Annotated in this window: 15 protein-coding genes and 1 pseudogene; 1 reads left to right on the forward strand and 15 read right to left on the reverse strand. The window is 46.0% G+C overall.

Going from position 1 to position 21880, the window contains the following annotated elements:
• Nucleotides 1-269: 269 nt before the first annotated feature.
• From QMO62_RS30635 to QMO62_RS30670, 8 genes and pseudogenes are all read right to left on the reverse strand, one after another.
• Entirely contained in the window at nt 270-782 is a 513-nt protein-coding gene (locus QMO62_RS30635; protein WP_284646239.1) for a GrpB family protein, read from the reverse strand.
• Between the two features lie 126 nt (nt 783-908).
• Nucleotides 909-1706 carry an arylamine N-acetyltransferase family protein gene (locus QMO62_RS30640; protein ID WP_284646240.1) on the reverse strand — a complete coding sequence of 266 codons (798 nt, stop codon included), beginning with the start codon at nt 1704-1706 and terminating at the stop codon, nt 909-911.
• Between the two features lie 384 nt (nt 1707-2090).
• A complete protein-coding gene (locus QMO62_RS30645) occupies nt 2091-2849 on the reverse strand; it encodes a class I SAM-dependent methyltransferase (protein WP_284646241.1) in 759 nt (252 codons plus the stop codon).
• A gap of 183 nt (nt 2850-3032) precedes the next feature.
• Nucleotides 3033-3479, reverse strand: coding sequence for a hypothetical protein (locus tag QMO62_RS30650; protein WP_284646242.1), 447 nt, complete (start codon nt 3477-3479; stop codon nt 3033-3035).
• A 225-nt stretch (nt 3480-3704) separates the two neighbouring features.
• Nucleotides 3705-4154, reverse strand: coding sequence for a HEAT repeat domain-containing protein (locus QMO62_RS30655; protein ID WP_284646243.1), 450 nt, complete (start codon nt 4152-4154; stop codon nt 3705-3707).
• 42 nt (nt 4155-4196) lie between these two features.
• A complete protein-coding gene (locus QMO62_RS30660; protein WP_284646244.1) occupies nt 4197-4370 on the reverse strand; it encodes a DUF3934 family protein in 174 nt (57 codons plus the stop codon).
• A 169-nt stretch (nt 4371-4539) separates the two neighbouring features.
• Nucleotides 4540-5055 (reverse strand): nucleoside deaminase, encoded by a 516-nt coding sequence (locus QMO62_RS30665; RefSeq protein WP_284646245.1) that lies wholly within the window; start codon nt 5053-5055, stop codon nt 4540-4542.
• Nucleotides 5056-5169: 114 nt separating this feature from the next.
• A pseudogene (locus QMO62_RS30670) lies at nt 5170-5337 on the reverse strand (RCC1-like domain-containing protein); the annotation flags it as partial.
• A 168-nt stretch (nt 5338-5505) separates the two neighbouring features.
• On the opposite strand from QMO62_RS30670, the gene QMO62_RS30675 reads away from it, so the two are divergent.
• On the forward strand, nt 5506-6456 hold the full coding sequence (locus QMO62_RS30675; RefSeq protein WP_284646246.1) for an SH3 domain-containing protein: 951 nt from the start codon (nt 5506-5508) through the stop codon (nt 6454-6456).
• 79 nt (nt 6457-6535) lie between these two features.
• Here the strand turns inward: QMO62_RS30675 and ppsA are convergent, their stop codons facing one another.
• The 7 genes from ppsA to QMO62_RS30710 form a co-directional block, all read right to left on the reverse strand.
• Entirely contained in the window at nt 6536-9130 is a 2595-nt protein-coding gene (gene ppsA, locus QMO62_RS30680; RefSeq protein WP_284646247.1) for a phosphoenolpyruvate synthase, read from the reverse strand.
• Nucleotides 9131-9356: 226 nt separating this feature from the next.
• Nucleotides 9357-10013, reverse strand: a complete 657-nt coding sequence (locus QMO62_RS30685; RefSeq protein WP_284646248.1) for a hypothetical protein — start codon at nt 10011-10013, stop codon at nt 9357-9359.
• Nucleotides 10014-10038: 25 nt separating this feature from the next.
• Entirely contained in the window at nt 10039-10674 is a 636-nt protein-coding gene (locus tag QMO62_RS30690) for a GyrI-like domain-containing protein (RefSeq protein ID WP_284646249.1), read from the reverse strand.
• A 125-nt stretch (nt 10675-10799) separates the two neighbouring features.
• Nucleotides 10800-11444 carry a uridine kinase family protein gene (locus QMO62_RS30695; RefSeq protein ID WP_284646250.1) on the reverse strand — a complete coding sequence of 215 codons (645 nt, stop codon included), beginning with the start codon at nt 11442-11444 and terminating at the stop codon, nt 10800-10802.
• 33 nt (nt 11445-11477) lie between these two features.
• The gene (locus QMO62_RS30700) at nt 11478-11903 is read right to left on the reverse strand and encodes an HAD family hydrolase (RefSeq protein WP_284646251.1); all 426 of its coding nucleotides are present in this window, start codon (nt 11901-11903) and stop codon (nt 11478-11480) included.
• Between the two features lie 675 nt (nt 11904-12578).
• Nucleotides 12579-12962, reverse strand: coding sequence for an extracellular solute-binding protein (locus QMO62_RS30705; protein WP_284646742.1), 384 nt, complete (start codon nt 12960-12962; stop codon nt 12579-12581).
• 240 nt (nt 12963-13202) lie between these two features.
• Nucleotides 13203-21800, reverse strand: coding sequence for a fibronectin type III domain-containing protein (locus tag QMO62_RS30710; RefSeq protein WP_284646252.1), 8598 nt, complete (start codon nt 21798-21800; stop codon nt 13203-13205).
• Between the last annotated feature and the right edge of the window lie 80 nt (nt 21801-21880).

Genomic DNA, 21880 nt, shown 5'->3' on the forward strand with positions numbered 1-21880 from the left:
GTCTGCAAGTCAACGTAAGAGTTCACATATTCACTATAAGCAGCCGTACAAGCCATTATAGAGAAACAGCGCAAACTATGATTCGGCCAAATTCGCTCCTGGCGGCAGATGTTCCTTCCGTGGAACACTGAAAAAACAAGCTCGAATCCGGGTGGAACGAGCTTATTTAATCTTTGATTTGCTTTAGTTTTCTATATCGTTGATTTCTGGATCCATCAGCTGTAGTTAAATTGTCGTTTTCCATTAGAGGAATGAATCACGATTTTAATCTACTCACTCCATTTGGCCTTTTGAATCACATCAGAGATGAATGGATTTTTGGCATTAGTATAAGCAGCCCTATCGTTAATATATTTTTCCGCGAGTTCTTTTTTCAATTGATTGTATTGCTTTAGAACCTCGGGATGGGTTCTTAAATAATCCCTAAATAAAATATTGTTTTTCCACTCCTCGCTTCCATAATTGTATATATGCAGGTGGTGCGTTCCTGCTCTCCATTGACCTTTTCTAAAGAATCTTCTAGTAGGGAATTCTTTATGGTACACATGTTCATAGCCTATTTTCGCTAACGGTTCAATAAATTCTTCTACTTCGTTTAAATCACGTACTCCGACCATGAAATCAATGATCGGTTTGGCCCCCAGGCCCTGAACGGAAGTGCTCCCAATATGTTCTATAGCAATTGCTTTATTAGCCAATACATCCTTAATTTTTCTTTCTTCCTGTTGGTATTCGAAAGGCCATTTTTCGTTGTACTCTTCAATAACCACTGGATGTTCCATACATTCCTCCTGATTACCATGCATCCTTATTTTAATATTAAAATGAATGCTGCCGGTTACTTCAATGAAAAGAGGATCTGCATCGCGACAAGCCCCTTCACACCAAAGAGTACCCAACGCATCATCTTACCGAGATCTACGCATCCCGAAATATCGCCAGAGAAGTTCCCTGTAACTGGACTCGTCTACCGGAGTTTTGGTCATGACGCCGTCACACCACTCCGTGAAGAAGGAGGGGGTCAACGTGATCGTTCCGCGTTCCGTGACCTTCGTGACAAGCGGTTTCTTGTTGAAAGGCGAGTCGGAATGCTCGGCGATTATGCGCTGAATCGCATTCAGCTGGGTATCGTCGGTAATAGTCTTCGCGGTATCGAATACGTAGCCGGTCATCCACTCGCTATGCTTATGCTTCAGCTTCATCTCCAGGACGTAATCACCAAGCTCGGCATGCTTCCCGTACGCCGGGACAATTCGAAAGTCCCCATTTGAAGAGGAGACAGGCTCGCCTGATAACGGCACAGGTCGTAGCGGAAGATTACTGCCGAAGCCCGTATCGATGAGGTAAGTCCGATTCTCATGCCGGAACAGAATCGTAACATGCGTTCGTCCGGTGGCCGGGTAACTCTGCTTCTCGTGATTGTATACCACGCCGCTGACCAGCCGGGCATCCAGTTCGTTGTCCAGCATGAAGAAGTAAAACAATGTATTTAATTCATAGCATAGGCCTCCTTCACCTTGAACCGTAATTTTGTCCAAGAGCTGCTCCTTTGAGATGGTCTGTGTTCTGGATTCAATGATTGCTAAATTTTCAAAAGGGACCGCGAAAGCCGTTCGTTCGAGTACACTGCTCAACTGGTCGAATGTAAGCGGTCCGTCGTCCAACAGTCCGATTCTTGCCCGAAATGGTGCGTTCACATTGCGCATGATTCGTACCTCCCAGACTCAATAATAGATGGTCAGCTTCCATTATACGGCCGTTCACGCGAAGAAGTAAGCTACTTAGATGGAAATATTGTACCTATTTCCCCTGAACATTGGAGTACTAAATGTCTCACATTGAACCTTAATCAGCGACTTGATTTCGTTATAATTCAGTTATAAACCGCCGATCGTGTGCTGGCAGCTTCGTCCTGGTAGCATATTCAGCTATCGTCTACCTTTTGCTCAATCTTTAAAGTATTGTACGTATTCAGAGACCCTTTGGGCGAGGTTCGTGCCGGGTGACCAAAGACCAAATATTTATATAAGCATATATACAGCAAACCACTCCCCGATAATGGAGGGTTTCTTTGTATAGAATTTCTCTTTTTATTTATTAGCCAAAATTGTAAATTCCCATGGTATGTTTTCATTTTTCCAACCACGATGCTCTTCAAACTTCATTAACTTAAAACCAGATGTAATAACCGAATTTATTATTTCGCTAAGGGTATAAAGCCTAATCGAAACATCTGGAAAGTCTTTTTGTTCACTTTCGTCGAAATAATGTTTATATGCTACATCCCCATTATGCAATTCTTCGTCAAAGTAACTTTGTTGGACTTGATATTGGATTTTAGAGTTAGAAACGATACACCTTCTTAAAGGATGAAAGTCACTTAGAACCATTACCCCATTATTTTTAAGTAATGAAAAAAGAATAGACATGAATCTTTCGATGTCGTTGAAATAGTGTAATATTCCACCTTCCAAGTATAGCATGTCAAAATGACCACTATACTTTTCTAAGTCTATATCGTAAATATCAGTAACAACATAATGAATAGATACCTTGGCAGAATCCGCGAGCTCTAGGGCATATTTTTTATTTTCTTCCGATATATCAAATACTGTTACATCTGCACCTAACAGTGCTAATGGGACTGCTTTCCTTCCATTTGATCCGCAAAGATTAGCAATCTTTTTCCCTGCAATCTGTTCAAAGTATTGCTTATGTTTCTTTAGCTGTGCTTTGGGGTTTTCCAATATTTGTTTTGCCTTTTCCTTAGGTGAACCATCTCGTCTGATCCAAAATTCGTACGCTCGATGTTCCCAAGCTATCTTATTTTTTGCACTTTGTTCATTCATATATAGCCGAATCCCCTTTCATTAGAGACTATTCATATAAATGTAAAGCAAGACACATGATACCATTTATTGGAACAAGATGCCATTTCTTTTCGCTTCAATCTTTGCTCGTATTGGGCCGATGCAAGTGCCCACAGCGATTTCATGTACGGGAAAAGCGATTTGGGGGAGATTGTCGTATTACTAAAAATGCTTCTTAGGTTTATTAGATGCAGCAATAACGCAAATCAAAACACTAATAACACCACAGATAATATAGGTATACGTATAATAAGGCGCTGCTTCGCCGCGTATGAACATCATAGTTGTTACTCCATCCATCGATCCGTCACCGCCCCCAAGCACCAGTAAATAACCAATTAGATATATCAACAATCGTTCGCTGATGACAGGAATTATACTGACCCATAGCGCACCAGTACGTTTATTGTCAAAAGCTTTCTTAGTATAAATACCAGCTACGAGATATGGAATGATCAACAAAGGTGCGCCAATAAAAGTACCAGATATGTTCCAATTATGGTCTACGGGCTCTTTAAAGATGATCCAATATAATGTAAACATCGCATACAGCGTAAGAAAATAGCTTGATGTAATGACCATCCAACCACCAATTATTTTGCTAACCATTTATATCCCTCCCACCTTCGAGGATTCGCTTTCGTATCATTTAGCTTCTCATTTAATAAGAAAATACGTTGGCCAGCAATGCGGCTTATGTTTTTCCAGGATTTCAATATTCCCATCAATAAACTGATCTATTTCGTGAATATTTCCCAATGAAAATAGACGATCCCCCAGGCGCATACCTGCGCATTGAGAACCGCCTAATTAAATTACATTGTAGGAGACTTACTAACTTCGTTTCGCTCCGAGCTCAGCCCACACTCCTTCGAGCCACGGGTCAAACTCATCACCCTTGTTCCCTTCGTATGTATCATAAACGTCGAGCCTCATCTTTTTGAATTTCTCTTTAAATTCCTCATAGGAGTGACCCTCGGGCAAGCTTTTTTTGATTCGCAGCAGAATCTTGGACAAATCTTTCATGGATTCGCGATGTTTTTTCGGGGGCATTTGAACATCTTCGCCTAGCGCCCTTAGCTTACGGTACGCAGCCTCCTGCACCCGATAGACCGAATCATTAGTCAGTCTGTATTGTAATAGACGAATAGCCTGATCACTATCCAGCTCCCCCAGCTTGTCCACTGCTTCCAGTCGCTCTCTCCAATTGGACGTTCGATTAGCCGCTGCCTTTATTTTCTCCCATTGTGCAGCTTCGGTGTTTTCCAGGTCTTGATCTATCATGTTGATCCCATCCTATTCTACCTCTAATTGTACTTGTGCTCGTTAGGTGTTGCCTTGATCCGCACCGGTAGCTGCGGCACCATCCTGATTCTTCGTCCCCTTGCTCTTATACGGCTTGGGCCTGTTCATGGCTCGGTTGGTGCTGGCCTGCCATCGGTTCCAGCCCTTTTTATCGGTCCCCCTGCCCGTGCCGCCTTTCCCCTTCGCTTTGCTCAATTGATCACTCCATTATCGTATAGGTCTATGGTAAAATGATTAACAATTTGGAGTAAACGTATACTGGCCGTCATCGGACCTCAATGAAAACATAACATAAATCTCAAGATAATGCATCCGCCACGGTATGTTTTCAAACTTCTCATTCTTTGGACCCCGTCAGGGGCATTCAAGCCCCATTATTATGTTGCCAATGAGTATCTACATACCCTCGTTTTATAGACCAATCAGCAAGCATTTTCCGCTGACGAATTTCTAAATCCCTATAAGGAGCTGCTTCAAAAGAAATTTTACTAAAACGATCTTGGAAATGAGGCCCTTCCTTAAACTTTCTCATAGCCCCCATCTCTATATCATCCGCAGCCCAAACTACCCTACTAATATTAAAAGATAACAGAATAGTACAGCTGCACATGGGGCAAGGTTCGCATGTTGTGTATAATGTAAAGCCCTTTTTCAGGAATTTCTTATTCTCAATATCCAGCATGCTTGGTCCGGCATTTCTTATTGCATCAACCTCAGCATGCGCTGTTGTATCTGATTCCGAGAAAACCCTGTTATGTCCCCTGCTAATAATCATACCGTCAGAATCCACAATAACGGCTCCGATTGGATAGGTACCTTCATCTCTGGCTTTTTCAGCTTCAATAAATGCCTCCAATAAATATTTACGATCATCTGTCATGAGCTAAGCCCCCTTTACAAAACAATTGTTTTATAGATATTCCACAAAAATCCATAAATTCCTTGAAAAACTCACTAGACAGCTGTTGGCTCAAAAAACTTTACCCGGCAGCTGGATGCCACGCCAACCGCTTACATCGCATTGGCTATTTTTATTATCACCCACTGCAACTACTGTGCCGTCCGATGTAAGCCCGACGGTATGACGATAACCCGCCGCTATGGTAGCTTTTGGCCACCGTTTCACCTTTAACGCCGCTTTTTCCGGTGAAAAATAATCCATGCTTTACCCCCTTGAATACAAATCAATTTATTATAAAACGGTTCCACTTCTGAGGTCTTAAGAAACTCCGATCTCTTTTGCGCGTCTAATAAGATAAAATCCTCTCGAGCAAAGGAGAATTGTATTGTGAGAACTGTGGTTTGGAGACGTTGGGCTCGAGTCTTACTGATGTCTGTTTGGCTAGCGAGCTTTCTTGCGACCCTCGTTTATCCTACGGCTTCCTCCCACGCCTTTGGTCCGCGTAAGTTTGAGCCGCCGAGCATCCCGCCCGTTATTTCGCTTCTGGAGGAAACGCCGCTTTATCCCGAGCAGGATGAATCCGTGGAGCCATGGGCGGTGCTCAGTCCCCAGGATGTGGAGACCGTCGAAGCGGAGAACGAGTGGTATACCAAGGAGTCCGGTGAGAAAGTGTGGGTTCGAGTCAAGACGACTTGGCTTGGGGAGCTGTGGATGCACTTGGAGAAGGAGAAGATGGGGGTCATCAAGCCTATCGATTCCTATATTCTTCTATTGGGGCCGGCACAGCTGTACAGCCAACCTGTTTCGTCTTCAAAAACGGACGCCGTTCTTACCCCTCAGGTGGTTCATGCGAATGCAATATTTGATTCCTCCTACTCTTATTTGACCAACAGCTACCGAATTGAAACCTCTTGGATCGGCGATCAATGGCTTGTCTCCAATCCTTATATGCTGGTCAATGTAGAGGTTCTGAATCAGGAGATGATGCTGCCGACGGAAACGCTCTATATGGAGGAATACGATACGGCTCACCGCCTTCAGCGGCCATCAGATGCGAGATTCATTCCCCCGCAGAAAGTGTTCGCTTTAGAAAGGACGGAGAATGGCGTATACCACGTGCGCGGCGAGAATGGCGATACCTTCTGGATCCAGCCGGCCTACGCCCAGCCTTTAGGTTCGAAGAAGATTAATGAGACCCTCGAGCTCACGAAACCGACCGAACTGCATTTGTTCCCCAAGACATCGTACCCAATTTTCGGTCAACTCAGCCCGCAGAAGGTAGAAGCTTTCGAGCAGTGGAACGATTCTGAAGGACACCGGTGGTATCGTATTCACAGCTGGAACGGGGATCTATGGATCCAGCCGGATGCCGGCTTATAAGCAGCCTGGGGGTTCATGAGGTGCAGGTCTGCTTCGCAGGCTCTGCACCTATCGCCATGGCCCCAGCCCTACCACCGTACTACAATATTTCGATATATCCTTCTGTTCCATGCACGCGAATTCGTTGCCCGTCTTTTATCAATTTGGTGGCATTTTCCACCCCGACAATTGCCGGTAATCCATATTCACGGGCGATCACTGCTCCATGGGTCATCAGTCCGCCTACCTCGGTGACTAGACCTTTTATGGATACAAATAATGGTGTCCAGCCGGGGTCAGTAAAGGAGGTGACTAATATATCTCCATCTTCCAAGTCGGCATTTTCCATGCTTAAAATGACCCGTGCTCTTCCTTCAACCACTCCGGAAGAAACAGGTAGGCCTACAATCGCATTAGCCGGCAAATTTTCTCGTTTGTACTTACCTGCAATGATTTCACCATCAGACGTGATAACGCGTGGTGGGGTGAGTTTTTCATATAATTTGTACTCTTCTTTTCGTTTGCTGATGATCTGGTAATCCAGTTTTTTTGTACGTACGACTTCGTGAAGTTCATCAAAAGTCAGAAAGTAGATATCTTCTTTTTCATGAATAACACCCGCCTGTACGAGCTTTTCAGCTTCTTTCAGCAAAGCCAGCTTATAAACGAAATAGCGACTGATATACCCGTATTTTGGATATTCGCGATAACCGATGAAATTCCGGATCAGGTCGATCATTCGTTTGGTTTCCTTTGCTTTTTGTTCACCGTCCGGCAATTGCTTCAATCGATCCAACAACTCTTGTTCTTTTTCCAAAGCTTCCCGGCGCCCTTGATCAAATTTTCGCTTGCCGGCATTAGGCCCAAAGCTTTTAATGTTACCCAGAATCATGGGGACAAGTGTAATTGGTTTTTCACTCCAACGAGTTTTCGTAATATCGATTTCTCCGGTGCACCGCATTCCGTATTTGCTGAGATAAGCATATATAGCGTCTCGGGCTTCCCTTCCCCCATTAAGCTTAACCAGTTCATCCAAAAAGTTGTCATCTTTTACATGCTGTAAATAAGCAACTACTTCCGGATAAGGCCGAATCACATCCGCGACATCCATTAGCGCGAGTCCCATTTCCGAAGTAATATTGTTTGGGACGGATTGAGAAAGCGTGTCTGCTGCGTTTTTTTCGCCTAACCACTCGTTCATTTTTTCATTAATCCATTTTGAAGCATCCATAGCAGCCATAAACACACGCGAGCTTTGGGGGTCAAATAAAATCTTCTTTAATTGCTGGATATCTTCCAGAATAAAATCAAACAAATCTGATCCTGATTTCCCTTGAATGCTTTGCTTTAGCTCTTCTATGGATGCTTGACTCCTCTTAATTAATTCAGAGACGATTGCCGGATCGTTTTCGAATGGTGACAGTGTATCTGGATTGCTTCTGCCGGGAATCGGTGCCGTTTGATCATTGGGTAACAATTTTATAAAATCTCGCTCTATTATGGTCGTGAGTGCGTCTTTTATGAGCGGATCGGATTGCCCCAGGGTTAATAAAGATTCCCGGCCGACAGGTGAAGCCATCATACGTGTGATATCAACAAACAACCTTCCACCGGCTTTACGCATGGGAGCAGGAGTAATTAACAGGTAAAAAGACAATCCCAGTGGTTTTATGGGATCCGTCATCATTTGTTGATGACCAACAGAGATATAGACGTGATTGTCTTGGTCGCCCGCTTCAGGGATGGGGTATAAAGTTGTGATTGGACGACTCTGGACAATATAAAATTTATCTTGGGCCAAACACCATTCGATATCTTGCGGGCAACCAAAATGAGCTTCGATCCGTCTTCCGATACTTGCCAGTTGTAAAATTTGTTCATCAGTCAGTGTTTGAGTCTTTTGCCGATCAGGATCGATCTGCAGTGTCTCTGTTCCGCCTTCTTTTCGTCCATAGATAGCCAATTTTTTGGTTGCTATCCTCTTATCGACGATTTCCCCTCCCTGTACTTTATAACCATCGGCAGACACCAAGCCAGAGACCAGTGCTTCGCCAAGTCCAAAACCAGCGTCGATTGATAACAGCTTTCGGTTGGAAGTAATCGGATCAGCGGTAAATAAAATACCAGAAGCTTGTGGAAAAACCATCCTTTGGATGATAACGGATAAATAAACTTGACGGTGATCAAATCCATTTTGCATACGGTAGATTACCGCCCGATCCGTAAAGAGGGAAGCCCAACACTTGCTGATATGCTGCAAGATCGCTTCTTTGCCGATGATATTTAAATAGGTGTCTTGTTGACCGGCAAACGAGGCATGGGGTAAATCTTCAGCTGTTGCACTAGAACGCACTGCATAAGCATGTTCCTCGCCGAACTGGGAGAGATAATGACTAACTGCTTTCACAACATCGGAAGGAATTTCTACATCCATAAGAATTTGTCGAATCTTTCTGCTGATATCACCAATTTGATCTCGATCTTCAGCTTTTAGCGTGGTTAGTTGATCCAACAAAGCATGATACGTTTCGTTTTGTTCAATAGCCTTTTGATATCCCACTGTTGTAACACAAAAACCTTCAGGTACTTGTATTCCATCGATTTTTGATAATTCACCTAAATGTAACCCTTTTCCGCCAACGAGTAAAAGCTGCGTTTTTTCCATTTCCTGAAAATCGAGAACCAAAGAACTCATTCTACATCTCTCCTAAGCATTAAAATGAAAAAAACATTTGACAAGGGGGCGCCGGAATGGTACAATAAAATTGTAAAATGCATTACTTCTGACCATTGAAATATGTGATACATAATCCGATTATATCATCGTGTCCGTATATGTGCAATATTAAAGAACCTGGTACGACTGTCCAGGTTCTTTTTTTGATTTGCAGTGTAAGAGCTCGTGCCCCGAACCCCATCCCTTAAGGAGCAAATTTTTGCGGTTTTTCATACTCCGGCATTTCGGAATAAGACATGATGGCTTCGTACATATCATCTGTTAAAAACACAGCTGTCAAATCATTGCCTCCATAAAGTGCATAGATTTGCTCCCTGGAGCCCTGTTGTTTCAAATAGCGATTAATCATCTTAAAGCTGCGTTCCGTCGAAAGCTCCCAATCCAAGCCATCGCGTCGCTCTTTTTCCGTAAAGATAAGGTGTTCCTCTCCGTTTACAATCAGAACGTAATCACCATTGCTTTTCAGCGTATCCTGGACCTCCTTAAAATTAACGCCTTGTCGCTCTAAATAAGGAGCAATCTCTTCAATAAAGTCTACCAGAAACCCTTCTGCCAGCATCTCGGCATCCGCAAAAAACACCCGTCCCGTTTCTTCCCAGCCATAAATATTTTGTTCCCCTGCAGCATTTTCTTTGAAATCATCCAGATTCTTATCTTTCATTTGATCGTAATATCCAAGGGCATCCAGCTTATCCACCAAGGGGCCTACATTATAGGTTTCTTGCTCATAAATATATCTATCGATAATGTCTGTTTGTTCATAAGTTGACTTATTGGCGTTCCCTCCGGAAGCTGCAATATGCGCAATGGCCGCTATGATAATAATGAAGGTTTTAAACATAATATCTCTCCCGAGTTCGTAAGGACTAATTTCTAATATCGTTCCTGTTTACAGGAAATCTTAACACCGTCTTCATCTTTGAAGATTCAGTCTTTCGGGGATCCGATAAATAAATTTCCCGATGAATCTTGCTTGCCCGGATAAATCCATGTTCATCACAAAAAGCCTCCATTTGCGCAAAGCTTTCCGGCTCATTGTCAAAGCTTCCAATATGCATCATTTGGCAGCTCAATCCATCCTCCACATGCTCAAACCGAACTTTCTCAAGGAACGGGTTTTGTTTTTTCCTTTTCGTCTGTTCCAAAAATCGTACGAACCATTCTTCCGTCAAAAAATCAGGCTGGCGTATCATGATCGTATACTTAAAATTGTTTTTGTCCGTCGCGGGTATTGACCGATCAAGCAAGTCCCATTCACCCTCAAGTGGAAAAACCGTATACTCATAATATCCGGCGGGAACATGTTCGCTTTTGTAGGACATCCGCACCGCATAACTCATACTGTACAATGCTTCTGTTGCTTTGGCGAATTCCTCGCCATTAGGGTCCCCAGAGCCGCTGACCATAAAGAATGGCATCCTCGGCACTTCCACAATTTCAGGCGCCGCTTTTGGCACATATAGCTGCTTATAATCTTTTTTATAATCTACCTTTTTGCTCAAATCCGATATCTCCTTTTTTAAATGGATACTGTTTTTGAAGCTATTATAAACGTTTAAACCTGACAACAGTATGTCAGTATTCTAGTTATGCTTCATTGAGCAATTGCCGCAGCGAGCCGCTCATCTTAGACACAATTATCTTTTTCAAGTATAGAGTCTGCATTGGAATTTTTTATTACGATATCAAAATTCCGATGATAAGGATGCATAAATATCTCATATTGAATTCGTCGTTCTTCGTGAGATTTTCTTAAATAATCGATTTCCGTGCCTCTTTCCGCTACATCACGTATACTTCTTCTCAATAATTCAGTTTCCCCGTCAGTATATAGATAAACTTTTAGATCATACAAATTAGGATCTGTAAAAGCAACGCTCATACCTTCCACTATATTTATTTTGTTTTGTGAAGAAACCAACATACCCTTTGAATAGTTCGTGCCTATTGTATAAAAATTTAAACCATCTTTTATCATATGAATGTCTCTCTCTAAAGCAGCTATATTATGAGCAGCGGGATGACAAGCTGTCATTTTATCCTGATGGAATTCATTCATGTATTCATATTGAATTAAAGTGTACTTCCGAAGCTGAGACCCGATAATATAGGGATCCGTGTTGATATTGTTTACATTGTTATTTCCCAAGAGGGTTAAAAGATTATGGGCAAACGTTGACTTTCCAGATGCACCATGGCCTGAAATTCCAATAATGAATCTTTTATCGATTCCACTAATCAAATCGGCTACCTTAAGTAATACCTTGTCCATATTGTCCCCCATCTGCTTACGCTCTTAATAACGTCAAGGCACCATTCCAACTTTGGCGGCGCCTTGTAGTTCATTCGATCCACCGTCACCAACAAATAATGACTCCGACGGTGAGACATCCATTCTTTTGCAGGCGAGATGATAAATTTCTGAATTAGGTTTTGCCATTTTTACAGCATAAGAAAAAATAACATCATCGAAATATTTGGCTAACGTGCAAGACTCCCAAGCTGATACTTCCTCAGGAGTACAGTTGCTAATTAGACAGATTTTCACTCCCAATGCTTTTATTTGCTCCAACATATCTAAAATTTCATCGTCTATTCTGCTAAAAGGTATAGATTTGGACTTAACTCGTTCCATATGTATTACATTAATAATTTCAATTGATACTTCGTGACCAAGGCAAGTAAAAATTTCCCTTAACACCGAAGGAAAATCGGAGTAAGTACCGTCCATTCTTTTCTCTTGCTCTCGTACCACTCTTTATCAAATACTTTCGATTCTATGCCAAGCTGTTCCACGAAGTGAGTGGATCTAGGTGCCTTCCTTTTACCATTTTCATATTCCGAGATTAGTGTCTCAAACAAATCAAAAAAGACAGCCTTTATTACCAATTTCATCCCTCCTACTCGCTACGTATTACATATTCTGGTTAATCCTTCGATTTCCTTTAATCTTATGAACTCGGTAGGTAACCAAGCGGCTTGATCCTTTTCAACAAGACATCGAACGGCCAGAGACCATCCCTGGGATTGCCAGTTAACGTTGTTCTTTCACATAAATTCAAAAAGCGCATTTTTTTATAAAAGTCTTACCCGCGCCTAGTATCCTGTTTCCTTTTTTTTTAAATTTTGTGCTATGAAAAATTTTCGGGGTAGCGTAAAAAAAGCTGCCGGCATCGTCTCGCGGCAGCTCCATGTTATATTGTATTCAGAATGTTGACATTTCCTGCAAAGCGGGGCACACTGTAAATTACTTCAAACTTTGCAATGCTTCTTTACTAGTTGGACTCAGGCTATGTATGTTGATGATTGTTTGGATAGATTCAGCACGTGTTGCCCCTGCATTTGGATCAAAGATATGACGATGGTGGGTCGACCAAATAAAGCTGCCTGGGTCGAAGCCCCTGTACTACACACCGTTCTCCAAACGGGTAAGCTCCTTGGCGAGCTGGTATACCTGATCCCACTTCATTCCGTCCTTCGGATAAGGAACGCCGAACTTGTCTAAGATGTCTTTGTTGTAATAAAGCGCATGAAAGGACTGCGTCAGCGGGAAGCCGAACAACTCATCCTTCGTTGACGCAATTTTGACATATTCGATAATGTAAGGTTCGACGCGCCCCAAATTGACATGATGCTGCTTGAGCATCGGCTGCAAGTCGACTTGCAGACCAATCGTTTGATAGGGAGCGAGATTTTCGTTGTATCTGAAAATGAGATCGGGCGTTTGCCCCGCAGCGATCAGCTCATTCAGAGTCGTGCCTTTGCCCGGCTTAATGAGTTCAAAGGTGATGTTCGAATGTTCTTACTCAGTTGATCCTTCAGAAGGACAAAAAACTCATCATCCAGGCCGGTCTGATCAATTGTTGCTGTGATCGTTACCGGATCATTACTGATCTGCCGTGGTTTCTCCTGCTCCTGTAATTTCACAGCTCCTGACCCTTAAGCTACGCATTTGTCATTAACCTAAAATACCCGTATGAAGGCCATCTCTAGGAAAGCCTCCACACGGATTTTTTAACGCAAATTTACTCTAGAATTCGAAGCACCCTTTAACCTTGATAGCAGCCTCTACCTTCACACCTAATGAAGAGCCTATAGAGTCCATTCCTTTTTTAATGATATCCAAGGGACTGACTTTCAACTCTTCTACCTTGCCTTTCAAACCTGACTTAGTTGGGTTCATAAAATCAACTTTGAATGGCCCAAGCTCACCCTTCAGAATCGGCTTCGCGCTTAAACAGCCGCCTGACCACTCATCGTGGAACTTTATTCCTCCCTCCATTTTTCCGGGCCCCAATGCTCCTTTACCCGTAATCTCAATGTCAATGCCGTCATCCACACCATCTTCGGACGGATTTACTTCAAGGCCTCCGCCTTTGCCAAAACCAAACTCTCCGCAGCCTGAAACATCGCCATTGTCAGGGTCGATACAGATCTTTCCGCCACCGCCTATGCCCCCGTAAAGCGATCCGCCAACACAGAACAAACCGCAAGGATCTCGGAGCATAATCGGATTGTTGTTGACATAAGCATACAGGTTTGCTTGACCGCTCTCAAAACGTACGGGGTCACGTGCTGTCCACCGCCCCGCCTGCGCATCGTAATCACGGAATCCGAATCGGGTCAGCTTGGTGCCCGGATCATGAATACCGCCCGCAAAGCCGATAGCCAGCTCGAAATTGGGTGCAGTATCGAGTAAGACCACGCCATAGCTGTCATAACGAAGTTCCTTGATAACGTCTCCGTTATCTCGGAGGACCTGTTTCGGTGTTCCGACGCCATCTGTGATCACATAGTACCTGCTGCCGTTTCGCTCCATTGCAAGCAGTAAGCCGTTATCTCCGTAATGGTAAGTCGTGATGGTCCCTTCCTCATCCATCGTTGCAGAGATTTGATGCGGATTCAATGGGCTGTAAACATACTGAAGGGACTCCTGCCCGCTCTCCCATGCCGTTCTTCTACCGAGAGGATCATAGGTGTAATGATAAGTTGCACCGCTGACTGTAGCTTGCAGCAGCTCTCCTCTAGCCGCATAGCGGAACGTGTCTCCTCCCCGCTGCGACAAGTACCCGTCTTCGTTAAATTCGTACAAGGTATGGCCGACCTGCTCCAAACTATCGTGCTCCGAGTAAGTACTGGTTTCCGTGAGCCCGTTAATCGTTCTGCTTATACGGTTCCTGTTCTTGTCATACGTATACGTTTCGATCCATGTAGTATCATCCGCTTCCTTATGGGTTGTCGATAACAATTGACCATCAGGATCGTACTCGTAGTGCTCCGCTGTTATTCCATATACGGATGATGTAACGGTCTTGTTTGTGAGCCATCCCCGCAAATCATAGCTATGCTTGATACGTTGGTACTCCAATCCATTCAGTTTATAAATCAGACTATCGATTTGACCTAATTCCGTATAGGTAGTCTCCATGTCGAGCTTACCATCGGTAGTATGGCCAATTCGCTGTCCCGGAGCGCTACGCACGAATTCGAACGGTCCGATTTGAGTTACCATATTGTCCTTATTCCACGTAAGCTGGGTTTGATATTCGCCCGAGACGACGGTGTTGGTACCGTACACCGCGCCGCTGATCGTGGTCGTGACATTGGTCAAACGAATATGCTCATCGTAAGTCATCTGATGCGATGCGTTCATCTTACCGGAGAACGTCATGGATTTCACCTCAGAACCATCGTAGGTGAACGCAATGTTCTGCTCTGAGCCTATCAGCAGATTTTTACTGCTGATTTGACTGACACGTTGGGTGAGATCACCGTAGGTAAAGGTTCGGGCAAGGTCCGCATCCGACATCGAGGTGAGACGTCCCATGCTATCATATTCGTAATCAACAATAGCCCCACTAGCTAAAGAAGACTGATCCTTGCTGCCGCCTAAGGTATATTGTACCTTGAGGTTCGGCTCCCCTCCTTCCGGTGCAAAGCCTGTCATCAAATCCTGCTTGCTGAAGTCTTGCCTGTACCGCGTACCATCCGGCATCACAAAACCGATCACGTTGCCGTTATGGTCATAATCTTTGGTATAAGTGTTTCCGCCAGGCAGCGTCATAGATGTCAACCGGCCGGCTTCATCATGCGTATAGCGCTTGCTGCTGCCGGAGGCATCGGTCACGGACTCTAACTGACCTTGGGAATCATAACTGTAGGCACGGAATTGGCCGCCTTGTTGAACTTTTTCAATACGTCCTTTAACATCGTACGTGTACAACATTGGCGCAATGCCGGTACCAAGCTCCTCCACACGGATTGTACGATCTTTATCGTCATAAGTGGTAACAATCGTCAACCCTGCCGCGGTCGTTTCCGTTAACGTTCTCGTCGCGGAGTCGTATATCGATTTGGAAGAATCACCGTTTAACGTTATCGTCTTTTCGTACCGCGTTACGCTAAGAAGATTCGTAGGGTCCCCCAATTGTACGCTCGTTGTCTCGGAATAAGTCACTGTACGGCCTTCAGGCGTGGTTACCGTTAAACTTCCGATTTGAGGCGCCGTCATGCCCCAACGGGGGTCCGACTTGGCCTTTCTGATTTCCCTCGTTCCATCTGAGTGGGTGATTTCCAAGATCCCCCACTCGTTATCGACACTTATCGTCTTGGCTCCTCGAGGGTCCGTTGTGATTCGGTGGAGCTTATTGTCAATCATTTTCACTTCATATGTTGTGGTCAAGCCGTCAGGGTTGGTAAATTCTACGGTATATCCGTTATCCTGCTGCGTCCTCTTCAGGGTCTTGATGCCACCCTCCGGCGTCTTGGCTTGAATCAACCGCCCTTTCCCGTCATAAGCATATTCACTTACATTCCCGTTGGGATCTGTAAATGTTGACAGCAGCCCTGCTTCATTATATCCGACCTGGTACTTCTCTCCACCCGGATGATTTACAGCGGTAATACGTCCTTGTACGTCCAGAAAGATTTCCGTCCTCTGACCTTGAGGCCCAACGATAGCCGTCGGCTTCCCGCTGCTGTCCCGCTCAACGGTAATGGTATTGCCCGAACGGTCCGTCTGACTGATTATGCGTCCCTTGTTGTCATATCCGAAAGAAGTCATAACCGTGCCTGTTATCGCACTTCTGGTATACTTGTGACGGCCGTATTCTTCATCAAACTCATAAACAACAGAGCCGTCAGATTCCGGAATAACCCTAGATGATGCTGTTTTAATCAAGTAAGGTTCCTTACCAAGACCGCCACTACCCGCTCGACTAACCTCTAGAACCAGTCCGTTGATTGGATCCACTCCAATTGGTTTCATAGGCACCGAACCACCATTGGAGCCTTCCCCAGCTTTTTTTACAAGCTGTTTATACTTTTCAATGAGTTCATTATATACCGTCTCTATTTTTCCTTCACTTGTAATACGGTATAGCTTCTGACTCAAATCTTGAAAGGTAGGGCTATATATATATACCCGCCCTTGCTTATCTACAACAAACCTTGAAGTATCCGACGCTCTGACATCTGCAGCATCAACGCCTTCAGCCAACACGATAGAAGTTTGGGCACCCGCCCCCCCCATAATTAAGGTAATGCTGCCGTCCGGTGAAACCTTGCGAATTCGGTCGTATTGCCTGTACATGAATCCGGAAGCTCGATCAAGAAGGTAGAGTGAACCGTCCGGTCCCATTTCGATATCATCGACGTAACCGATGTTTTCTTTGCTGACCGACCCTTCATCCACACCGGATGACCGGGCACCAAGTCGGTATATGATTCCATCTGTCCCCATCTTATACAATATCCCATCCTGTATAAAATAGAGGGTACCGTCATGCCCCAATGTCAGTTGAGTAGCCATAAGAAGGTCAGTCTCAGCAGCAACAGCGCCATCCTCAATCATCGTACTAAAGCTGCCGATGTTTCCGGTTCCCGCTACAACCATCCAATCGGCATCCGTTTCTGCCTTTTTGAGAATTTGATGTCCGCCTTCGATATATATCGTATTCCGTGAATCTACCATAATTTCAGTAGGATAGATGCTCGGATGCAGCTTGCCAACAAGAGTCAGAACTCCCAGCGGGCTTAGCTTAAATATTTCCTCATGGCTTCGCGGCGATAATGGGTGATCCCGGTACGTATATACCAAATACAGGTTGCCGTCCGGACCAAGCGCACGTGGGTGCCCCAAAGTATAGTTGGCTCCTAGAACAAGACTGCCCGGTATAGTAGCACTGCCGCGGTATTGTAATCGCTTTGAATCCAAACCTTGCAATGAGAAACGCTGCGTAGCCCCGTCGCCCTTGCTCACTTCATTATCAAAACCAGGGGAATCATGGTTGATATGATGATTATTGAAGCTCCATCCGGCAATGCCGGCTTCCCTAAAAGAATTATAAGGACTATCCAACATGCCCTCATGAATGCGTTGGGTATAAGTAATTGCAGCACTTCTATTTCCGTAGACGTTAATGCCTCTTCTGCTTGCTTGAGCGAACGCCCTATCAAAGTCTCCCGCTCCGTAGTATATTGCAGGGAACGCATACGTAATCGTCACCTTATACGGATATTTTCCGAGAAGTGTACGTCCGTAAGCATCCTTGCCATCCCACTCGACGGAATAATTAAGGTTCGAGTTAGGGCTAAACCTTTTCGAGAAGCTCCTCCCGGCAATGTCCACACGCGCCTCCATGTATAAAGCGGAGAGTGGATAGGAGTCGCCGGATAACGGGATGTGAAGTGCCGATTTATCCTTATAACCTTCTTCCCTAAGGCTATTGTATACAAGCTGCAGAGAGGTTCCGGCAATAGGAATGGTTTCGCCTAAGGATTGCTCTTGACACCCGATAATCGAACCTTGCTCTTTACAAGGATCATCCACGCGGCGGCTATTAAAGTTGGGTTGACGGCCATTGGGATCGGCAATATCTTCGGGTGGTCCGTAAGGCCAGTTACAATCCCATGGCGTAAAATGCTCAATCGGTACGCGCCACACCGACTGCCCAGCTGTGTACAATCCGGCGAGCTTCATTCGTTCCTCCAAAGTAATGCCCAAAAGCGAGAGTACATCTTCCCCATCCGGGGCATCATCACCGTTCACATCGAGAGCAGCAACGCCGTTGTCATTATGAAGAATCTTGATGACCTTCCCATTGTTCGATGGAACCCACTGCCCAAGCTGTCGATCATAGTAGCCTAAGGGTACGGCTTCACCTACTGGGAAGCCAATAAAATTATCAACATACATATATAGCGGTTGGCTGAAACGCACCTCGGTGGCACCGGCGGAAATGGCTTCGTCCGCGGACAGCTCGACAGCATATGTGTAGCCAACCAGGTCAGGCAGTTCTCCAGGCATCGCCTGCATGCCATTCTCCCCAACGGTATACTCGGTCGCCCGGAACTGCATGCTATCCAAAGATTGGGTCGACCCGTCCGGCAGCTTCATGAAGGCCGTCGTACCCGGCGGCACTAGCAGCGTAGCTGTTCTTGTTCCGTCTGCATCGGTAACCGGCGTTCCCCTGGCTACTTGGTGCTGAGCGGCATCCTTCAGCGCAATGGTCGTTACCTTGCTATCAAGTGCAGTTAACGTAACATTCGGCGTGATTACCGTTTGCTCCCAAGGCACTTGAACCTTGCGCTGAACGGTTAGATAGCCTTCCTTGCTGTATTGAACCGTCAGTAGCCCGCCACCGTTTACGACAAGGTCAAACATGCCGTCAGTTCGGCTTAACGTAGCGCCGAGTTCCGGCGCGTCCATAATCGCCACTTTCGCTCCCGACACGGGTTGCCCACTTGTATCCAACACCTTGCCGCGCAGCACAGCCGCTCGATGCGGCTCAATGGCGCCGGGTGCCACACCGATTTGGATCGGATTAACGCCTGTGTACAAGAAGCCTATCGTATCTGCGAAAGACGCTTGCACCCCCGGATCGATAACAGGAGCTAACGTACTAGGGTCCGGCAGCACTTCATTGCCTGTGAACCCATACGGAGTTGCAGCGACCGAAGCCGACTTCGCCGACTCCATCCCGTGAGAATCCACAGCGGACATCGCAAAATGATACGATGTACCTTTCGTCAGTCCATACACCGTGTAGGCACTCTTGCTTTTATCGACCGCTTTGCCTACTCCCCAGGCAGCTCCGCCGTCAGTTGATACATAAACCTTATATCCTGCGACATCACTGTCAAGCATGGCAGACCATCGTAATTGTACGGATTGGTCGCCTGCTGTGGCCTTTAGACCGGAAGGCGCTTGAGACAGCGAAGCCATTGGCGTAACACGGACGGCAGCGGACTTGGCAGATTCCGCATTACTGAAGGGGTCATAGGCCGTAACGGAAAAAAGGTACTCCAAACCGTTCGTAAGTGAGCTGGCGGTGTAGGCGGTGTTATACACAGCCGTCCCTTCGTCCCAAGTAGTGCCGCCATCGTCGGAACGATACACCTTATAACCGGAAAACCTATAGCCGATGCCAGGGGACCAGGTCAACAATGCCCCTTTATCCTGCGGCACAGCAGCCAAGCCTGTAGGAATCGGAAGCTGGTAGATGACGACAACTTGAACCGAATCCGACTTGGCCGATTCGATCCCCCCTGAGGTGTAAGCTGTAACAATCAGGTAGTAGGTTCCATCGGGCAAGTTTGAAAGCGTATAGGTCGTTTGATTGATTACATCCGCGACGGTGTACCACGTTGCTCGGTCTGTGGAAAGGTAGAGCTTATACCCGGCTATATCTGCACCCTGAACCGGTGTCCAAGATGCGACTACTGCGCCGTTCTTGTACTCGGCCACAAGTCCGTCCGGCTTAGCCAAATTCCCTGGCACAGCGGTCACAATGGATTTGTCGGACGTATTGTTCATTTGGTCATAGGCAGTAACGGCGAACGAATAGGCAGTACCGTTCGTTAAGCCCTGAACGGTATAAGTCGTTACGTTGCCCACATCAATCGAGGGGCTCCAATTTAAACCGTCGTCCGTGGAATAATAAACCTTGTAGCCCGCAACATCAGCATCATCCACCATCGACCAGCTCAGCTTCACGGTCCCATTGCCTGGTTCTGCCACCAAGCCTGTCGGCACAGCAGGAGCCGTCGTATCCGGGGGTACTGCAGGTGTCGCGTTCACTGTTGACGACTTGGCCGACTCATTGCCGGTAGTGTCATATGCCGTGACTGCAAATGAATAAAGTGTTCCGTTGGCCAAACCGGTCACGTTATAGCTTGTTACATTTCCCGCATTAATGCCGGACTCCCATGTTACTCCCCCATCAACAGACAGGTAGACCTTGTATCCTGCCGTATCCGTATCGCTGACAGAAGACCAGTTCAGCGACACGGCTTTATTTCCCGCGGACGCTGTAAGCCCTGTCGGGATGGCTGGCGGCATACGATCCGGCTGTTCCGACCCCCCTCCGCCATTACCTTGGGAGTCAACAGGAAGCGGGACGCGCTTATCGGAGAGCGAAAGCGGATTCAGCTGTATTACCTTCCCACCGGCAGGCGCAGCAATCGTTCCGGCATAGTCATATACGCTGCATTGGCAAGCCTTCTGATCCGGCTTGGGCTGATCCAGAATACGGAACCCGCTGGGAATGCTGTCCATACCGGTCAAAGCCGCCATCTGACCTGATCCGTTCGAGATCCGCTTTACTTCCGGATCCTCAACAATGCGCAGAGAGTATTGCTTTTCCGGCAGCACATCAAGGCTATATTGTCCTGTCGCATCCGTGATGGCATAGAACGTAGGATTTGTCGTAACCGCCAAAATCGCCCCGTTTGCCGCCTTCCCTTCCTTGTCGACAACCTTTCCTTGAAGCACGGCGGAGCGCTGCGCCTTCAACTCAAGGAAAGAGCCGTCCTTGTTCAAATCGACGGAGGCATGGGCAATACTTTGATCCTTCTGAATGTTGATTTCCCACTTCCTGGCGGGCAGCAGCGCCAGGAAACCGCCGCTAACCCCGGTCTGACCCCATACCTTCACTTCTTTGCTGTTCTTCTCATGAATGAACCAATTAGCTCCCGTCCAGACGGCGCCGGCTTCATTCTTCGCTGTAACGTAGATGAGCTGCATGTCATGTTCCTTTAGCATCTCCCAGACCCGATACAGCACGATAGCAGCTTCTGCCCGGGTAATGTGCTTCTCGCCATGGAATTTACCATCGGGATAGCCTTGAACAATATGGAGTCCCGCTAACTTGCTAATCGCGGGGCGCGCCCATTCGGGCTGCTCGCTCCGATCCTTATACGATGCCGTTTGATCCGTCTTCGCCTCCGTGAACAACGGAGAGACGACAACTGCGGCTTCCTGTCGATTCAACCAATCCTTCGGCTTCTCCGAAGCTTCCGGTAAAAATTGAAACAAGGCATCATGGATTCTCTGACGCTGTGCATCCGTGACCGTACCGGTTGTTCGCGTCAACATCCGCTCCGTCATCCAGATGAACTCTTCCTTCGTGACCAACTGATCAGGACGGAAAGTGCCGTCTTCATAGCCTTCGATAATGCCGACACTGCGCATTTCCGCCACTTCTCGAGACGCCCAAGCCGGCATTACTTCCGACTTTTGCAGGACACTCTCTCCCGCAACCGGCGCCGCCGCCAGAGTCGGAAGGACAGGCTCGCACAGCAACGATAACATGATCATGCCGATTGTCATATAACGACGAATGCTCATAAGATCCTCCTGAGTGATTAATTTTCCCTTATGTAATCATAAAGTGAATTCATCATTCGCCTTTCCGAATTAAATTGGCA

Origin of the sequence: Paenibacillus silviterrae, from assembly GCF_030167925.1 — a bacterium.
Taxonomy (GTDB): Bacteria; Bacillota; Bacilli; order Paenibacillales; family NBRC-103111; genus Paenibacillus_G; species Paenibacillus_G silviterrae.

Coding starts and splice junctions, on each gene's coding strand:
- QMO62_RS30635 (WP_284646239.1), bottom strand. CDS start 782: ATGGAACATCCAGTGGTTATTGAAGAGTACAACGAAAAATGGCCTTTC.
- QMO62_RS30640 (WP_284646240.1), bottom strand. CDS start 1,706: ATGCGCAATGTGAACGCACCATTTCGGGCAAGAATCGGACTGTTGGAC.
- QMO62_RS30645 (WP_284646241.1), bottom strand. CDS start 2,849: ATGAATGAACAAAGTGCAAAAAATAAGATAGCTTGGGAACATCGAGCG.
- QMO62_RS30650 (WP_284646242.1), bottom strand. CDS start 3,479: ATGGTTAGCAAAATAATTGGTGGTTGGATGGTCATTACATCAAGCTAT.
- QMO62_RS30655 (WP_284646243.1), bottom strand. CDS start 4,154: ATGATAGATCAAGACCTGGAAAACACCGAAGCTGCACAATGGGAGAAA.
- QMO62_RS30665 (WP_284646245.1), bottom strand. CDS start 5,055: ATGACAGATGATCGTAAATATTTATTGGAGGCATTTATTGAAGCTGAA.
- QMO62_RS30675 (WP_284646246.1), top strand. CDS start 5,506: ATGTCTGTTTGGCTAGCGAGCTTTCTTGCGACCCTCGTTTATCCTACG.
- ppsA (WP_284646247.1), bottom strand. CDS start 9,130: ATGAGTTCTTTGGTTCTCGATTTTCAGGAAATGGAAAAAACGCAGCTT.
- QMO62_RS30685 (WP_284646248.1), bottom strand. CDS start 10,013: ATGTTTAAAACCTTCATTATTATCATAGCGGCCATTGCGCATATTGCA.
- QMO62_RS30695 (WP_284646250.1), bottom strand. CDS start 11,444: ATGGACAAGGTATTACTTAAGGTAGCCGATTTGATTAGTGGAATCGAT.
- QMO62_RS30700 (WP_284646251.1), bottom strand. CDS start 11,903: ATGGACGGTACTTACTCCGATTTTCCTTCGGTGTTAAGGGAAATTTTT.
- QMO62_RS30710 (WP_284646252.1), bottom strand. CDS start 21,800: ATGAGCATTCGTCGTTATATGACAATCGGCATGATCATGTTATCGTTG.